At 70.9% G+C, this 17,071-nt stretch carries 15 protein-coding genes; 8 read left to right on the forward strand and 7 right to left on the reverse strand.

What is annotated here, in order from left to right:
• The first annotated feature begins 132 nt into the window (after positions 1-132).
• The 4 genes from AB0A95_RS26345 to AB0A95_RS26360 are packed head-to-tail and all read left to right on the forward strand — an operon-like array spanning position 133 to position 4,121.
• Positions 133-1,071 carry an ABC transporter permease gene (locus AB0A95_RS26345; protein ID WP_357067679.1) on the forward strand — a complete coding sequence of 313 codons (939 nt, stop codon included), beginning with the start codon at positions 133-135 and terminating at the stop codon, positions 1,069-1,071.
• Between the two features lie 42 nt (positions 1,072-1,113).
• On the forward strand, positions 1,114-2,070 hold the full coding sequence (locus AB0A95_RS26350; protein ID WP_357558429.1) for an ABC transporter permease: 957 nt from the start codon (positions 1,114-1,116) through the stop codon (positions 2,068-2,070).
• Between the two features lie 7 nt (positions 2,071-2,077).
• Entirely contained in the window at positions 2,078-3,109 is a 1,032-nt protein-coding gene (locus tag AB0A95_RS26355; protein WP_357558430.1) for an ABC transporter ATP-binding protein, read from the forward strand.
• Entirely contained in the window at positions 3,090-4,121 is a 1,032-nt protein-coding gene (locus tag AB0A95_RS26360; protein ID WP_357558431.1) for a dipeptide ABC transporter ATP-binding protein, read from the forward strand. Before AB0A95_RS26355 ends, AB0A95_RS26360 begins: the two co-directional genes overlap by 20 nt.
• Before the next feature lie 105 nt (positions 4,122-4,226).
• Here the strand turns inward: AB0A95_RS26360 and purH are convergent, their stop codons facing one another.
• Together purH and purN are read right to left on the reverse strand one after the other, a co-directional pair.
• Positions 4,227-5,798, reverse strand: coding sequence for a bifunctional phosphoribosylaminoimidazolecarboxamide formyltransferase/IMP cyclohydrolase (gene purH / locus AB0A95_RS26365; protein ID WP_357558432.1), 1,572 nt, complete (start codon positions 5,796-5,798; stop codon positions 4,227-4,229).
• The gene (gene purN, locus AB0A95_RS26370; RefSeq protein ID WP_357558433.1) at positions 5,795-6,415 is read right to left on the reverse strand and encodes a phosphoribosylglycinamide formyltransferase; all 621 of its coding nucleotides are present in this window, start codon (positions 6,413-6,415) and stop codon (positions 5,795-5,797) included. Before purN ends, purH begins: the two co-directional genes overlap by 4 nt.
• A 288-nt stretch (positions 6,416-6,703) precedes the next feature.
• On the opposite strand from purN, the gene AB0A95_RS26375 reads away from it, so the two are divergent.
• Positions 6,704-7,249, forward strand: a complete 546-nt coding sequence (locus AB0A95_RS26375; protein ID WP_357558434.1) for a DUF4190 domain-containing protein — start codon at positions 6,704-6,706, stop codon at positions 7,247-7,249.
• 138 nt (positions 7,250-7,387) lie between these two features.
• Here AB0A95_RS26375 and AB0A95_RS26380 read toward each other — a convergent pair whose 3' ends face one another.
• Positions 7,388-8,710, reverse strand: coding sequence for a DUF6350 family protein (locus AB0A95_RS26380; protein ID WP_357558435.1), 1,323 nt, complete (start codon positions 8,708-8,710; stop codon positions 7,388-7,390).
• Positions 8,711-8,908: 198 nt separating this feature from the next.
• Between AB0A95_RS26380 and AB0A95_RS26385 the strand changes: the two genes are divergently transcribed.
• A complete protein-coding gene (locus AB0A95_RS26385) occupies positions 8,909-9,175 on the forward strand; it encodes a DUF4190 domain-containing protein (RefSeq protein WP_357067663.1) in 267 nt (88 codons plus the stop codon).
• A 72-nt stretch (positions 9,176-9,247) separates the two neighbouring features.
• Here the strand turns inward: AB0A95_RS26385 and sucD are convergent, their stop codons facing one another.
• From sucD to AB0A95_RS26400, 3 genes are all read right to left on the reverse strand, one after another.
• The gene (sucD, locus tag AB0A95_RS26390; protein ID WP_357558436.1) at positions 9,248-10,135 is read right to left on the reverse strand and encodes a succinate--CoA ligase subunit alpha; all 888 of its coding nucleotides are present in this window, start codon (positions 10,133-10,135) and stop codon (positions 9,248-9,250) included.
• A gap of 2 nt (positions 10,136-10,137) precedes the next feature.
• Positions 10,138-11,316, reverse strand: coding sequence for an ADP-forming succinate--CoA ligase subunit beta (sucC, locus tag AB0A95_RS26395; protein ID WP_357558437.1), 1,179 nt, complete (start codon positions 11,314-11,316; stop codon positions 10,138-10,140).
• Between the two features lie 446 nt (positions 11,317-11,762).
• Complete coding sequence (locus AB0A95_RS26400; RefSeq protein ID WP_088987674.1) at positions 11,763-12,167, reverse strand: cobalamin B12-binding domain-containing protein; 405 nt, start codon at positions 12,165-12,167, stop codon at positions 11,763-11,765.
• 537 nt (positions 12,168-12,704) lie between these two features.
• On the opposite strand from AB0A95_RS26400, the gene AB0A95_RS26405 reads away from it, so the two are divergent.
• Entirely contained in the window at positions 12,705-13,412 is a 708-nt protein-coding gene (locus tag AB0A95_RS26405) for a M23 family metallopeptidase (RefSeq protein ID WP_357558438.1), read from the forward strand.
• Positions 13,413-13,675: 263 nt separating this feature from the next.
• Positions 13,676-14,446, forward strand: coding sequence for a M23 family metallopeptidase (locus tag AB0A95_RS26410; RefSeq protein ID WP_357558439.1), 771 nt, complete (start codon positions 13,676-13,678; stop codon positions 14,444-14,446).
• 71 nt (positions 14,447-14,517) lie between these two features.
• On the opposite strand, the gene pcrA is transcribed toward AB0A95_RS26410, so the two are convergent.
• On the reverse strand, positions 14,518-16,923 hold the full coding sequence (pcrA, locus tag AB0A95_RS26415) for a DNA helicase PcrA (RefSeq protein WP_357558440.1): 2,406 nt from the start codon (positions 16,921-16,923) through the stop codon (positions 14,518-14,520).
• Positions 16,924-17,071: the final 148 nt, after the last annotated feature.

Raw genomic sequence — 17,071 nt, forward strand, 5'->3', positions numbered from 1 at the left:
GGGTCGCGGTAGCGGACCCGGCGTCGGTGGTGCCGGCTTCCCCGGGCCGGACGGCACGTCTCGGATATTTCGGGTACGACCAGAGATGCCGTCCTGCGACCCTTTCGCACATTTCCGGAGAGACTGCTAAGCATGTTCCGCTACATCTTGCGGCGCCTACTGCAGATGGTCCTGGCGTTCTTCGGGACCACCCTGATCGTCTACGCGCTGACATTCGCCGGGCAGGGCGACCCCATCCAGGCGCTCGCCGGTGAGCGGCCGGTGACGCCGGCCCAACGGGCCTACCTGACCGAGAGGTACCACCTGGACGCGACAGGCGTCGGTGGCTTCTTCTACCGCTACTTCGACTACGTGAAGAACCTGCTCCAGGGCAACCTGGGCGAGTCGCTCACCGGTCGGAACATCGGCGACATCCTCCAGCAGGCCTGGCCGGTCACCGTCCAACTCGCGCTCATCGCGCTCGCCGTGGCGATCATCTTCGGTGTCACCGCCGGTGTGCTCGCCGGCATCCGCCGGGCCAGCATCTTCGACAACTCCACGCTGGTGCTGACCCTGCTGGTGCTGGGCATCCCGACCATCGTGCTGGCGCCTCTGGCGCAGTACTTCCTCGGCGTGAAGTGGCAACTCTTCCCACCCACCGCCGGCTCCGACCCGACGTTCTACGCGCTCCTGCTGCCGGGCATCGTGCTCGGCTCGCTGTCGCTGGCCACCGCCCTGCGACTCACCCGGGCCTCGGTGGCGGAGAACCTGCGCGCCGACTACGTCCGGACCGCCCGGTCCAAGGGCCTGGTCAAGCGCCGCATCGTCGTCGTCCACGTGCTGCGCAACTCACTGATCCCGGTGGTCACCTTCCTCGGTGTGGAACTGGGCAACCTGATGAGCGGCGCGATCATCACCGAGGGCGTCTTCAACATCCCCGGCGTGGGCTTCAACCTCTTCCGCGGCATCCGCACCGAGGACGGCCCGCTGGTGGTGGGCATCGTCAGCGTGCTCGTCGTGGTCTACCTGGTCTCGAACCTGGTGGTTGACGTCCTGTACGCCGTACTCGACCCGAGGATCCGCTATGAGTGAGCGCAGCGACCGTGCCGGCGCCGAGCGCAGCGAGGTGCAGGCATGAGTGACTTCGAGACGGTGGCGGCCAGCGAGAACCAGGCCGCGCGGCGTGGGCCCTCGGGCGAGCCGGGCACACCCAACCAGGTCGGCGCCGCGAACAAGCCCCGCAGCCTGGCCGGAGACGCCTGGCGCGACCTGCGCCGCAACCCGATCTTCTGGATCTCGCTGGCGCTTGTCGTCATCTTCACCCTGATGGCGCTGTTCCCCGGTGTGTTCACCGCCAACAACCCGAATGACTGCCTGCTCTCCCGACAGCACGCCGGGCCGTCCGGCGGGGCCATCTTCGGGTACGACTTCCAGGGCTGCGACACGTACTCCCGGGCGGTCTACGGCACCCGGGCCTCGCTGCTGGTCGGCGCGCTCGCCGCGCTCGGCACCGGGATCATCGCGCTGGTGATCGGCATGCTGGCCGGTTACTTCGGCCGCTGGATCGACGCGGTGCTGTCCCGGGTGATCGACGTGGTGCTCGGCATCCCGCTGCTGCTGGCCGCGATCGTGCTGCTCAAGCGGGTCTCCAGCGACAGCCAGTGGGCGCGGATCGGTGCTGTGGTCTTCGTGCTGGCCCTGCTCGGCTGGACCACCGCCGCCCGCGTGGTCCGCTCGTCGGTGATCACCGCCAAGGAACAGGACTATGTCTCGGCGGCCCGGATGCTCGGCGCGGGCAACGGGCGGATCATGTGGCGGCACATCCTGCCGAACTCGCTGGCCCCGGTCATCGTCGTGCTGACCATCGCGCTCGGCTCGTTCATCGCGGCCGAGGCGACGCTCTCGTTCCTGGGCATCGGCCTGAAGGCGCCGACCATCTCCTGGGGCCAGGACATCGACACCGGCCGCATCCACATGCGGGAGGCGGCCGCACCGCTGATCGTCCCGTCCGCTTTCCTCGCGTTGACAGTGCTGGCGTTCATCATGCTCGGCGACGCGATCCGTGACGCCTTCGACCCGAAGCTGCGGTGAGACACTCATGACCGTCCAACCCACACCCGCCTCCACCACGCCCGAGGGCGGCCACCTGCTGGAGTTGCGGGACCTGCACGTCGAGTTCCGCACCAACGAGGGCGTGGCCCGGGTGATCAACGGCGTGTCGTACCACCTGGACGCCGGCGAGACACTTGCCGTGCTCGGCGAATCGGGCTCCGGCAAGTCGGTCACCGCCCAGGCGATCATGGGCATCCTGGACACCCCGCCCGCGCTGGTCCGCTCCGGCCAGATCCTCTACCAGGGTCAGGACCTGCTCACCCGCTCCGAGGAGCAGCGCCGGCAGGTGCGCGGCAAGGAGATCGCGATGATCTTCCAGGACGCGCTGTCCGCCCTGAACCCGGTCTTCCCGGTCGGCTGGCAGATCGGCGAGACACTGCGCCAGCGCGCCGGCCTGTCCCGGGCCGACGCCCGGCGGCGTGCCATCGAGCTGATGGACCTGGTCAAGATCCCGGGAGCCGCCAAGCGGTTCGGCGACTACCCGCACCAGTTCTCCGGCGGCATGCGGCAGCGCGTCATGATCGCCATGGCCCTGGCGCTGGACCCGAAGGTGCTGATCGCCGACGAGCCCACCACGGCGCTCGACGTGACGGTCCAGGCCCAGATCATGGACCTGCTGGCCGACCTGCGCCGGGAACGCGACATGGCGATGATCCTGATCACCCACGACCTGGGTGTGGTCGCCGGTGTCGCGGACCGGATCGCGGTCATGTACGCCGGCCGGATCGTCGAGCACGCCGACGTCCGCTCGCTCTACAAGGCGCCCGCCCACCCGTACACCAAGGGGTTGTTGGAGTCGATCCCGCGCCTGGACGTCCGCGGCGAGGAACTGTCGACGATCAAGGGGTTGCCGCCGAACCTGATGCGCATCCCGTCCGGCTGCCCGTTCCACCCCCGGTGCCCGTACGTCCAGCAGGTCTGCGTGGACGTCGTACCCCACGACCTGGTCCTCGGCGACGGCCGGACCAGCGCTTGCCACTTCGCGCAGGAGGTCCGTGATGACAGCGTCGCCAGCTAGTCCCGCCAAGGTCCGCGGCGAGACGATCCTCTCCGTCGACAACCTGGTGAAGCACTTCCCGATCACGCAGGGCGTCCTGTTCCAGCGGCAGATCGGCGCGGTCAAGGCCGTCGACGGGGTGAGCTTCGAGCTGCGTCGGGGCGAGACGCTGGGCGTGGTCGGCGAGTCCGGCTGCGGCAAGTCCACCCTCGCCCGGCTGCTGATGCGGCTGGAGACGCCCACCTCCGGCCGGGCAACCCTGGAAGGTCGGGACCTGTTCAAGGCCTCCGGGGGCGAGCTGCGTCGGGTACGCCGCAACATGCAGATGGTGATGCAGGACCCGTACACGTCGTTGAACCCGCGGATGACCGTCGGCGACATCATCGGTGAGCCGTTCGAGATCCACTCGGATGCCGCCCCGAAGGGCAGCAAGGCCAAGCGGGTCCAGGAACTGCTCGACCTGGTGGGGCTCAACCCGGAGCACATCAACAGGTACCCGCACCAGTTCTCCGGCGGTCAGCGGCAGCGCATCGGCATCGCTCGCGCGCTCGCCCTGCGGCCCGAGGTGATCGTCTGCGACGAGCCGGTGTCGGCCCTGGACGTCTCCATCCAGGCCCAGGTGATCAACCTGCTCAAGCAGCTCCAGGACGAGCTGGGGCTGTCGTACATCTTCATCGCCCACGACCTGTCCGTGGTGCGGCACATCGCCGACCGGGTCGCCGTGATGTACCTCGGCCGGATCGTCGAGATCGGCACCGAGGACGAGATCTACGAGCGAGCCACCCACCCGTACACCCAGGCTCTGCTCTCCGCGGTGCCGGTGCCCGACCCGGAGGCCCGCCACCAGCGCAACATGATCCGGCTGGTCGGTGACGTGCCCAGCCCGGCCGACCCGCCGAGCGGCTGCCACTTCCGCACCCGCTGCTGGAAGGCCCAGGACATCTGCGCGGTAGAGGACCCGAAAACGGTCCCCAGAGCAGCCGACCCCCACCCCTCCGCCTGCCACTTCGCCGAACTCCGCCCACTCCCCTAACCCACCCCCACGGCGCGTTGATCATGGAGTTATTGCCCGTCCGACCGGCATGTCGGCGCTATAACTCCATGATCAACGCGGGTGGTGGGGTGGGGGTGGGGGTGGTTAGTGGTAGAAGTGGCGGGTGCCGGTTAGGTACATTGTTACGTTTGCCTTCTTTGCCGCTTCGATTACTTCTTCGTCGCGGATGGAGCCTCCGGGTTGCACGATGGCGCGGACGCCGGCGTCGATGAGGATCTGCGGGCCGTCGGCGAACGGGAAGAACGCGTCCGACGCCGCGACCGAACCCCTCGCCCGGTCGGCACCGGCGCGGTCGACAGCCAACCGCGCCGAGTCGACCCGGTTGACCTGGCCCATGCCCACGCCGACGGTGGCGCCGCCCTTGGCGAGCAGGATCGCGTTGCTCTTCACCGCGCGCACCGCCCGCCAGGCGAACGCCAGATCCCGCAGCAGCTCCTCGTCGGCGGCCTCGCCGGTCGCCAACTGCCAGTTGGCCGGGTCGTCGCCGGGGGCGTCCACCCGGTCGGCGACCTGGGTGAGCACGCCGCCGGTCACCGGCCGCCACTCGATCGACGCCGGGGTCCAGGCCGGCGCCCGCAGCAGCCGGATGTTCTTCTTGCCCTGCAACACCTCGACCGCGCCCTTGTCGAAGCCGGGGGCGACCACCACCTCGGTGAAGATGTCGGCGACCTGCCGGGCCAGCTCGACCGAGACCGGCCGGTTGACCGCGATCACGCCGCCGAACGCCGACACCGGGTCGCAGGCGTGCGCCAGGCGGTGCGCCTCGGCGACGTCCGCGCCCACCGCGATGCCGCACGGGTTGGCGTGCTTGATGATCGCCACCGCCGGCTGGTCGGCGAAGTCGTTCGCGGCCCGCCAGGCGGCGTCCGCGTCGACGTAGTTGTTGTACGACATCTCCTTGCCGTGCAACTGCTCGGCCTGGGCCAGCCCCGCCGGGGCGTCCGGGTCGGTGTAGAGCGCGGCCGGCTGGTGCGGATTTTCCCCGTAGCGCAGCACCGTCGACTTGCGCAGTGCCGACCCGGCGAACGCCGGCCAGGAGTCGTCGGCCGGGGCCAACTCCCGGGCACACCACTGGGCCACCGCCACGTCGTACTCGGCGATGTCCGCGAACGCGCGGGCGGCCAGCGCGCGGCGCTGCGCCAGGGTGAAGCCACCCTCACCGAGCGCGCCGAGCAGCGCCGGGTAACCGGCCGGGTCGGTGAGCACGGCGACCGAGGCGTGGTTCTTGGCGGCGGCCCGCACCATGGCCGGGCCACCGATGTCGATCTGCTCCACGCACTCCTCGACGCCGGCGCCGGACGCGACTGTCGCCTGGAACGGGTAGAGGTTGGAGACCAGCAGGTCGAACGCCGCCACCCCCAGCTCGTCGAGCTGCGCGACGTGTGTGTCCTTGCGCAGGTCGGCGAGGAGACCGGCGTGCACCTTCGGGTGCAGGGTCTTCACCCGGCCGTCGAGCACCTCGGGAAAACCGGTCACCGTCTCCACCGGCGTCACCGGCACACCGGCGGCGGCGATGGTGCCCGCCGTGCTGCCGGTGGACACGATCTCCACGCCGGCGGCGTGCAGGGCCTGAGCCAGCTCGACCAGCCCGGTCTTGTCGTAGACGCTGACCAGCGCCCGCCGAATCGGGCGGCGCCCGTCCTGAGTGGGACTCACGGAACCGTGACCTTCCTTCCGGTAATGGTCCAGCCTTCGCGGACCAGGCGACCGACCTGCTCGACGAGCTGGCGCCGCTCGGCTTCCTTGATGCGCTCGGTGAGCGTGTCCACGTCGTCGTCGTCGAGGACCGGCACCGCGACCTGCGCCACGATCGGCCCGGTGTCCATGCCGGCGTCGACGAAGAAGAGGGTGGCCCCGGTGAGCTTCACGCCGTAGGCGAGAGCGTCGCGGGGGCCGTGGATGCCGGGGAACGCCGGCAGCAGCGTGTTGTGCGTGTTCAGGTAGCGGTCGCCGAAGGCCGCGAGGAAGTGCGGGCCGACCAACTTGAGGAAACCGGCGGAGATGACCAGGTCGGGTTGGTGCTTCGCGACGTGCGCGGTGAGCGCCACATCCCAGTCTTCCCGGGTGTCGTGGTCGCGGACCCGTTCGACGAACGTCGGCACGCCGGCCGCGGCGGCCCGGTCCAGGCCCGCGATGCCGTCGCGGTCCGCGCCGACCGCGACGACCTGTGCGCCGTACGCGGGATCGGCGGCGGCATCCAGCAACGACTGGAGGTTGCTTCCGGAGCCGGAGACGAGGACGACGATGCGGGCGACAGGCGCGGGCTCGGTCACCGGGCCACCCTATCGGGCAGGTCAGGATGCCCTTCCGCTGGGCGGTGCGCCGATCGTCGACGGTGCTGACGAGCATCGACCCGGTACGCTGCCGCTCGCTCGGGCCGAACGTCGTCACGACCCACGCCCGTCACCGTCCCGACACGCGGAACTGGCAATGAAGGGCCCTTTCCCGCGCTTTGGGAGAGATGTCCTCCGGCTGCGGCACTGGGCTTTGGGAGGACTGACCGCGATCATGGATGGAAACAACAGCAGTAACTGACGGAACCAGTCCAAGGAGCTTTTCGAATGCAGCCCGGTAACCCCGGTCAGGACCCGTACGGCCAGCAGCCCAACCAGGACCCGACCGCCCCCCCGCCGCCCGCCGCCCCGTACGGCCAGCAGCCCACCTCCGGCCAGCCGTACGGCCAGCAGGACCCGTACGCGGCACCGCAGGCCCCGTACGGCCAGCAGCCCACCTCGGGTCAGCCGTACGGTCAGCAGCCGGCGTACCAGGACCCGTACGGCCAGCAGCCGCAGTACGGCAGCGGCCCGACGTACCCGAACGCCGGGTACCCGCAGGCGCAGGGGCAGAACAACACCCTCGGCCTGGTGTCGATGATCCTCGGTATCGCGTCGATCCCGCTGCTGTGCTGCTTCTACCTGGGCATCCCGGTCGGCATCGCGGCAGTGGTCACCGGCTACCTCGGCAAGCAGAAGGTCGCCCAGGGCCTGGCCAACAACGCCGGGCAGGCCAAGGCCGGCCTGATCTGCGGTGCCGTCGGCGTCGCGCTCGGCATCCTGCTGATCATCCTGTTCGTGGTGGCACAGGTCAGCCTGCCCACCCAGCCCTGACCGGGCGGTTGTCCACGGGGCGCTCCGGATTCGTCCGGGGCGCCCCGCGCTCGTCCAGGGCTCGTCCAGTGCGGAGCCTCGCGCTCGTCCAGCGCGAGGACACGCTCCGGGGCAACCCGCGCGGTGTCCCGCGCTCGTTCAGCGCGAGGGCACACGCGGTGGCATCGCGGTCTGCTGGGTGGGGGCGCGGGTGAGTGCTCGGGTGGCCGCGGCACCGAGCAGCGCGCCGGCCGCTATGACACCTGCCGCCACCGCACCGACCTGCCAGCCCACCGGCCCGACCTGCGCCAGCCGACCGGCACCGAGCGGCCCCCCGGACACCGCGGCGGCCACGCCGAGCAGCACCCCGGCCACCGGCCCGGCCAGCGCCGCCGGCACCAACACCTCGGCCCAGCGCTGCGGGGCCCGCTCCGACCCGGCCAGTCGAGCCAGCCGGCGTGCGAGTAACCAGCCGGCGACCATCCCGGCCAGCACCGGCACCGCGAGCAGGAGAGCACCGAAGCCGTCCACCGGGCCTCGCGGCAGGCCGGCGAGCAATGGCACGGCCGGCAACGCGCCGACCGACACCTCGCTGGTGCGGACCGCGGTGTCGGTGCCCACCGCGAAGCCCGGCCCGAGCAGGTAGCTGGCCGACCAGACCGCCGCGTTCGGCGCGTACGCGGCGCTGACCAGGGTGACCCCGGCCTGCCCGGCGACCCCGGTCCGGTACGCGCCGATCATGTCGGCCGCGTCGCCGCCGCCGGTGGCTACCGCCAGGCCGGCCGCGCCGGCACCCGCGCCGAGCAGCAGCAGCCCGGCCACCAGACCGCTGCGCACGCCGTCGCGCACCGGGCCCGGCAGCCAGCCGACGGCAACCTGGGTCACGGCGGTGATGCGGGTGGCGCCGACCAGTGCGGCGAGTGTGCCGACAACCGCGAAGGTCGCTCCCGCCCGGAGCACCGACACGTCCGGCCCGTCGGCGCCGATCAGCACCGCCGCGAGCGCGCCGAGCAGCGCGTACGCGATGCCGACCGCGCCCGCGGCGAGCAGCGCCCGACGCGGTGAGCGGGTGTCGCGGGCGCCGATCGCGCGGCTGACGTGCACGCCGGCCCGGGTCAGCCGCCAGAGCGCGAGCACGGTCAGCGCCAGCGGGGCGAGCCCGAGCGGACCGGACTCGGTGTGCAGCCCCACGCCGTGCCCGAGCAGCCAGCCGGCAAGCGCCGTGCGCAGAGTGCTGGTCAGGGTGCTGGAATCCGTGCCGAGGTGCACCAGGCCGAGGACGATGGCGACCGGCAGGTAGGAGGTGAGGGCAGCCCAACCGGCTGCCACCCCGGCGGCCACGGGCAACGGCGCTCGCCCGCGTGGCGACCCAGCCGCGCGGGGCGCGGGCACCCGTCGGGCCGGTGCGGCACGATCCGCCGGCCGGTCGTCGGCGGGCACACCGCCGGGACGGCTGGGACGGTCAGGGGTGACGGGGGACATCCGCTCTACTCTGGCACGTCGCGCGGGCCGTGGCAGTCCGATAACCCGCCCGAAGGGCGGCGAGTTGACCGAACCCGGGCCCCGGCCACCCCGTCCGGTCTAGCCTCGGCCGAAGGGGGCGCGAGTCGCCGCCGCCCGGGTCGGGTCCGCCGGTCGCGGTCCGGCCGGCCCATCGCCGACGAACGCCCGGAGGGCGCTGTGACGACGCCATACCCGCCACCACCGCCACCACCGGCCCGGGGACGGGACCGGACCACGCTCTGGGGCGTGCTGGGCATCGTGCTGGGGCTGATCTGCTGCGGCATCCTGGGCATCATCTTCGGCTACCTGTCCATCCGCGACGCCCGGCGCAACGGGCAGTCACCGGTGCTGGGCTACCTCGCCATCGTGTTCGGCGTGATCAACATCATCGGCGGGGCGATCCTGCGCGCCACCGGCAACTACCCGTTCTGGAACAACGACTGACCAACCCGCCACGCGTACGCCGAAGGGGGCCGACCGGCTGCGGTCGACCCCCTTCGGTGTTGCCTGGCCGGCTCAGCTGCCGGACATGATCTCCCGCATCAGCTTCGCCGTCTCGGTCGGCGTCTTGCCGACCTTGACGCCGACCGCCTCCAGCGCCGCCTGCTTCGCATCGGCGGTGCCGGCCGAGCCGGAGATGATCGCCCCGGCGTGACCCATGGTCTTGCCGGGAGGAGCGGTGAAGCCGGCGATGTAGCCGACCACCGGCTTGGTGACGTTGGTCTTGATGAACTCGGCGGCCCGCTCCTCGGCGTCACCACCGATCTCACCGATCATCACGATGGCGTCGGTCTCCGGGTCGGCCTCGAAGGCCGCCAGCGCGTCGATGTGGGTGGTCCCGATGATCGGGTCACCGCCGATGCCGACGCAGGTGGAGAAGCCGATGTCACGCAGCTCGTACATCATCTGGTAGGTCAGCGTGCCGCTCTTGCTGACCAGGCCGATGCGGCCGGAGCCGGTGATGTCGGCCGGGATGATGCCGGCGTTGGACGCGCCGGGCGAGGCGATGCCGGGGCAGTTCGGCCCGATGATCCGGGTCTGCTCACCCTTCGCCACGTTGTACGCCCAGAACGACGCGGTGTCGTGCACCGGGACACCCTCGGTGATCACCACGGCCAGCGGGATGGCGGCGTCGATCGCCTCGACCACGGCGGCCTTGGTGAACTGCGGCGGCACGAAGATGACAGTGACGTCGGCCCCGGTCTCGGCCATCGCGTCCGCGACGGAGGCGAAGACCGGCAGCTCGGTGCCGTCGAAGTCGACAGTCTGGCCCGCCTTGCGCGGGTTGACGCCACCCACCACGTTGGTGCCGGCGGCCAGCATCCGCCGGGTGTGCTTGGAACCCTCGGAACCGGTCATCCCCTGAACGATGACCTTCGAGTCCTTGGTCAGCCAGATAGCCATGCTCAGACCCCCGCAGCTGCCAGCTCGGCGGCCCGCTCGGCCGCACCGTCCATGGTGTCCACCCGCTGCACGAGCGGGTTGTTCGCGCGGTCCAGGATCGCCCGGCCGGCCTCGGCGTTGTTGCCGTCGAGACGGACGACGAGCGGCTTGGTGACCTGCTCGCCGCGCTGCTCCAGCAGGGCCATCGCCTGGATGATGCCGTTGGCGACCTCGTCGCAGGCGGTGATGCCGCCGAAGACGTTGACGAAGACGCTCTTCACGGCCGGGTCGGAGAGCACGATCTCCAACCCGTTCGCCATCACCGCGGCGCTCGCGCCGCCGCCGATGTCGAGGAAGTTCGCCGGCTTGACGTTGCCGTGCCGCTCACCGGCGTACGCGACGACGTCGAGGGTCGACATGACCAGACCCGCGCCGTTGCCGATGATGCCGACCTCGCCGTCGAGCTTGACGTAGTTGAGGTCCTTGGCCTTGGCGGCCTGCTCCAGCGGGTCCACAGCGGCCTGGTCGACCAGCGCCTCGTGGTCCGGGTGCCGGAACGCGGCGTTCTCGTCGAGGCTGATCTTGGCGTCGAGCAGCAGCATCCGGCCGTCGCCGTTCTTGGCGAGCGGGTTGACCTCGACCAGTGTGGCGTCCTCGGCGACGAACGCCTGCCACAGGCCCACGGCGATCTCGACCACCTGGTCGGCGACCTCGGCCGGGAAACCGGCGGCGGTCACGATCTCGCGGGCCTTGGCCTCGTCCACGCCCTGCACGGCGTCGATCGGGGCCTTCACCACCTGGTCGGGGGTGTCGGCGGCGACCTGCTCGATGTCCATGCCGCCGGCAACGCTGGCGATGCAGAGGAAGGTGCGGTTGGCCCGGTCGAGCAGGTACGAGAAGTAGTACTCCTCGGCCACGTCCGCGGTCACCGTGATCATGACCTTGTGGACGGTGTGGCCCTTGATGTCCATGCCAAGGATGTCGGTGGCGCGGGCCACCGTCTCCTCGGCGCCCTCGGCCAGCTTGACGCCGCCGGCCTTACCTCGGCCGCCGACCTTCACCTGCGCCTTGACGACCACGCGACCGCCGAGGCGTTCGGCGATCGCACGGGCCTCTTCCGGGGTAGTGGCGACGCCGCCGGCCAACACGGGCAAGCCGTGCCGCTCGAACAGGTCCCGCCCCTGGTACTCGTACAGGTCCACGATTGCGCGTCCCGTCCCGTCTCCGCGGCGCGCCGTCGCGCCGCCACCAGCGTTCGAAAAACAGTTTGACGCCTGTCATCAGTTGAAACAGGCCATTGGCCGCAGCCTAGCGAGGTCGGCACCGCCGGCAACCGAGCGGGTGCGCGGTGTGCGGTAATACACAACCGCCCATCTCCAGCAGACGGTTTCCGGCCGTCACGCCTGCCGCATCCACCGTCCGGGCGATGTTGCCCTGGTTGCGTAACCCGGTCGTAGGGGCCTCGTTGAGTCAGATGTCGGAGCGCTGAACAGCGCAAAGACGGGAGACGGCCGATGCCCTGTCGGTCGAGGGGTGGCGGCGGGGCATCGTGCATAGAGGGGCCGGACGTGTGAGGGGTGCGTCCGGCCCCTCCCCCGTGCCCAAATCCAGTCGCCGAAGAGGCCGTCGCGCCGAACCGCGGCGCGACTCAGGAAACCGGCTGCGCCACGTTCTCGCGGACCCACTCGACGATCGCCTGGGTGGTGGCGCCCGGCGTAAAGATCTTGGCGACGCCCAGCTTCTCCAACTCGGGGATGTCGCCGTTCGGGATGATGCCGCCACCGAACACGACGATGTCGCGGGCGTCCCGCTCACCGAGCAGCTCCAGCACCCGCCGGAAGAGCGTCATGTGCGCACCGGAGAGGACGGACAGGCCGACCGCGTCGGCGTCCTCCTGGATGGCCGTCTCCACGATCTGCTCGGGGGTCTGGTGCAGGCCGGTGTAGACGACCTCCATCCCGGCGTCGCGCAGGGCACGCGCGACGACCTTCGCGCCCCGGTCGTGGCCGTCCAGGCCGGGCTTGGCGACGACGACCCGAATACGAGAGCTCATCAGCGCACACCTTTCACCGGCTCCACGGCTTTCACCTGAACGAACGGTAACCCGGCGGGCCCGGCCCGGGAAATCCGGGCCGGAACCCGGCTCCGTGACCAGTCGATCACGCAGCGCGATCACCGCGCAGCCCGAAGAGGCCCGCCGCGGCGATCCGGCACCGCCCGGCACGGCGAGCCGACAACCGTCCGGCACGGCCACGCGATGCCGCGCGACGTGGCGATTCGACGCCACCCGGCGCGTTGCGGCACGGCCCGCAGTCAAGTCGGACGACTCCGCCGGACCGGTCACGCTCGGCGACGAACGGGCAGCAACGGGGGCACCGTTCGGCGTCACGATGCATGACAATCACGGACGCAAACGGACAGATCGACACGCCAATTTCTCGCTCTAGCTTGTGACTCGCCTGGTGGTTGGCTAACGTGTCCACGGTTGTCATCAGGTCCATGGACGGGTGACGACGCGGTCAGCGGACGTTCACTGGAGCTTCACGAACGTCCACCGGCCGCTTCGGAACCCCGACAACGGAGGGTGTGCGTGCGCCAGCGCCTGTCGTCTGAGCCCGATCGATATCGCGGTCGTCGCCGCGTGCCCACCCCGCCGCGCAGCCGTTACGCCGCTGTCGTCACCACCGCCTTCGTCGGAGCCGGCATCGTCGCGCTCGGCGCGAGCGCCCTGCCGGACGCCAAGGACGTCAGCCCGACGGTGCTCGACGAGCTCAAGCAGGCGTCGGTCACCAGCCAGGACGCCGCGGCCCGTGCCGACAACGCCGAGCGCGCCTCGCGGGACAGCCGCAACAAGGACAGCGCCGAGCCCGAGGTGTGGCTGCTGCCGCTCCAGGGCTACGACTTCAACTCCCCCTACGGGATGCGCTGGGGCAAGATGCACACCGGCGTGGACCTCGTCGCCGGCGAGGGCACGCCCTACGTCGCGATCCACGACGGCCTGGTCACCAAGGCCGGCTGGTTCGGTGGGTACGGCAACGCCGTGATCGTGCAGCACGCCGACGGCAGCGAGGCCATCTACGGCCACTCCTCCGCGGTCAGTGTGAAGGAAGGCCAGCAGATCAAGGCCGGCGACCAGCTCGGCCTCGTCGGCCAGACCGGTCACGCCTACGGCACCCACCTGCACCTCGAGATCCATGTCAAGGGCAAGCCGATCGACCCGGTGCCGTTCCTCCAGGACCGCGGAGTGGACATCAAGCTGCAAGTCGAGGCAATCTACAGCGAGGTAGCCGGCTCCTGACGCTGCGTACCGACCGTTGACCGCCCGGATCTGTCGATCCGGGCGGTTTTTCGTGAGCCGATGTCTTCCAGGTCACAGCGGAGATTGTGAGCGGCGCCACCACGCCGCATGATCACTTTTCCGGTCGTACTGCCGCAGAGCCGGTCATATCCGGGCAGGTAAGTCGCCGCCCAACGCCGGGCCACCAGATCCCCATCCCGCCCCCGACCCGGCGCGACACCAGTATTTCGAGGTCAAGTGCCCCTCGACTGTGAAGGTCCGCCGTGCAGGAAGACAGCCCCGTCCAGAACGAGAACACCCCCGACACCGCCCAGGCCGAGCAGCCGCGGCGCTCCGGCCGGCGCAACCGCCTCATCGTGGTCGGTGCCGCCGCTCTGGTAGCCCTCGGCCTCGGTGGCGTCGTCGTCGCCACCACCGGAAGCGACCGCCCGACACCCGCCGCCGTCTCCCTCGACGCGCAGGCCCGCGACGAGGCCGCCAGCCGGGCCGACCGCTCCACTCGCGAGTCGAGCACGCCGGTCACCCCCTCGGTCAGCCCCACGCCGAGCCCGGCCGCGACAAGCGCCAGCCCGGCACCCGCGAAAACGGCCGCCGCGAAGGCCAAGCCGAAGCCGAAGAAGACCACTAGGCCCACGCCCGCCTGGGTCAACCCGATGCCGGGCGCCGCCGTCACCTCCTGCTACGGGCAACGCTGGGGGACCCTGCACGCCGGCATCGACCTGGCGCTGCCCTCCGGCACGCCGATCCGCGCCGCGGCCGCCGGCACCGTGACCCAGGCCGGTGACGCCGCCGACGGGTACGGCAACTCCGTCTTCATCGACCACGGCAACGGGTACCTGACCCACTACGCCCACCAGAGCCGCATCGCGGTCACCGTCGGCCAGAAGGTCAAGGCCGGCCAGGTCATCGGGTACGAGGGTGCCACCGGCGATGCCACCGGCCCGCACCTCCACTTCGAGGTGCACCAGGGCATGTGGAACCAGATCGACCCGGCCCCGTTCATGCGGGCGCACGGCGTGGACCTGGGCTGCTGAGCCAGCGCGACATCCGGTCAAGGGTGGTCTCCGGTGCGCCGGAGGCCACCCTTGACCTCACCCGGGGCCGGTCAGAGCTTGTCGACCGGGGCGTGCCGGAGCACCAGCCACATGGTCTGGTCGCCGAAGTCGATCTGCGCACGGGCACCCGGGCCGTGCCCCTCCACGGCCAGCACCCGCCCCAGCCCGTACCGCTGGTGGTTGACCCGGTCGCCGGCCGACACCTTCGGCCCCTGCGGCAGCTCACTGGCCGTGGTCAGCCGGCTGGCGTCCACACCGAGCCGCTGGGCCAACTGGGCCGCCTTCGGCGTACCCCCGGTGAAGTTGCCACGCGCGCCGGGCGCGCGGTCCGCGCGGCCGCCGACGCCGCCGCCCCCGCCAGCCCACGAGGTGTACGACCCCTCGGTGCGCTCCCAGTGCACCAGCTCGGTCGGCAGCTCCTCCAGGAACCGCGACGGCGGGTTGTAGGACGGTTGCCCCCAGGCCGAGCGGGTCACCGCCCGGGAGAGGTAGAGCCGCTGTCGGGCGCGGGTGATGCCCACGTACGCCAGTCGGCGCTCCTCCTCCAACTCGCGGGTGTCGCCGAGCGAGCGTAGGTGCGGGAAGACGCCGTCCTCCAGCCCGGTCAGGAACACCACCGGGAACTCCAGGCCCTTGGCGGTGTGCAGCGTCATCAGCGTGACCACCCCCTGGTGGTCGGGGTCGTCGGAGGGGATCTGGTCGGCGTCGGCGACAAGCGCCACCTGCTCCAGGAAGCCGGCGAGGGTGGCCCGCTCCCCCTCCTCGCCCAGCGCCTCGATCCGCTCGGTGTACTCCCGGGCGACGCTGACCAGCTCCTGGAGGTTGTCCACCCGGCCGGCGTCCTGCGGGTCCAGGCTCTCCTCCAGCTCGGTGAGATAGCCCGAGCGGGTCAGCAGCGCCTCCAGCACCTCCTCCGGGGTGCCGGTCTCGGCCAACTCCCGGGCCTCGTCGAGCAGCGCCACGAAGTCGCCGATGCCGTTGGCCGCCCGGCTGGAGATGCCCGGCGCCTCCCGGGCCCGGCGCAGCGCCGCGCCGAACGAGATCCGGTCGCGGCTGGAGAGCGCCTCGACACACGCCTCGGCCCGGTCGCCGATGCCCCGGCGGGGGGTGTTGAGGACCCGCCGCAGGCTCACCGTGTCGTCGTCGTTGACCACCGAACGCAGGTACGCCAGGGCGTCGCGGACCTCCTTGCGCTCGTAGAAGCGCACCCCGCCGACCACCTTGTAGGGCAGGCCGACGCGGATGAACACCTCTTCGAAGACGCGGGACTGGGCGTTGGTGCGGTAGAAGACCGCGACGTCGCCGGGGCGCGTCTCGTCGGCGTCGACGAGCCTGTCGATCTCCCGGGCCACCCAGTCGGCCTCGGCGTGCTCGGTGTCGGCCACGTAGCCGACGATCTGCTCGCCGGCCCCGGCCTCGCTCCACAGCCGCTTGGGCTTGCGGGAGGTGTTGCGGTCGATCACCGCGTTGGCGGCGTTGAGGATGGTCTGGGTGGAGCGGTAGTTCTGCTCCAGCAGGATCGTCCGCGCGTCGGTGAAGTCCCGTTCGAACTCCAGGATGTTGCGGATCGTCGCGCCCCGGAACGCGTAGATCGACTGGTCGGCGTCGCCGACCACGCACAGCTCGGCGGGCTCCAACCCGTCGGTGCCGGACACCAGCTCCTTGATCAGCACGTACTGGGCGTGGTTGGTGTCCTGGTATTCGTCGACCAGCACGTGCCGGAACCGCCGCCGGTAGCTCTCCGCGACGTGCGGGTGCGACTGGAGCAGGTGCACAGTGGTCATGATCAGGTCGTCGAAGTCCAGTGCGTGCGCCTCACGCAGCCGGCGTTGGTAGAGCGTGTACGCCTCGGCCAACGCCCGCTCGTTGGGCCCGGTGGCCCGCGCCGCGAACTGCTCCGGGTCGACCAGCTCGTTCTTGAGGTTGGAGACCTGGGCGGCAAGCCCGCGCGCCGGGTAGCGCTTCGGGTCGAGATCGAGCTCGCGGGTGACAAGCTGCATCAGCCGGCGGGAGTCGTCCGCGTCGTAGATCGAGAACGTCGACTTGAGGCCGGCGTGCTCGTGCTCGGCGCGCAGGATCCGGACGCACGCGGAGTGGAACGTCGACACCCACATCAGGCGGGCCCGGGGGCCCACCAGAGCGGCGACGCGCTCCTTCATCTCGCCGGCGGCCTTGTTGGTGAAGGTGATCGCGATGATCTCACCGGGATGGACGTCCCGTGCGGCGAGCAGGTAGGCGATCCGGTGCGTGAGCACCCGGGTCTTGCCGGACCCGGCGCCGGCAACGATCAGCAGCGGCGAGCCGGCGTGGCTGACCGCGTCGCGCTGTGGCCCGTTCAGCCCGGCGAGCAGCTGCTGCGGATCGAGGCGCGCGGGGGCCGGCCCGGGTCGGTGCGGGCGGGCCGGCGCGGACTCCGGCGCAGGCGGGGACGCGGGAATGTCGAAGAGAGGATGCATCGCCCGACAAGTCTATGCCGCCGGTCAGACACTGCCCCGCCCCGCTGCGCCGCGACGCGAGGAAGAGCCGCTGGATCCTTGCGCGGCGGGTGCGCACGTGGGCATACTCGTCAACGTGATCGCTGCGCGCTACCACTTTTACTATGGC

The organism is Micromonospora sp. NPDC049230 (assembly GCF_040647875.1).
Taxonomy (GTDB): domain Bacteria; phylum Actinomycetota; class Actinomycetes; order Mycobacteriales; family Micromonosporaceae; genus Micromonospora.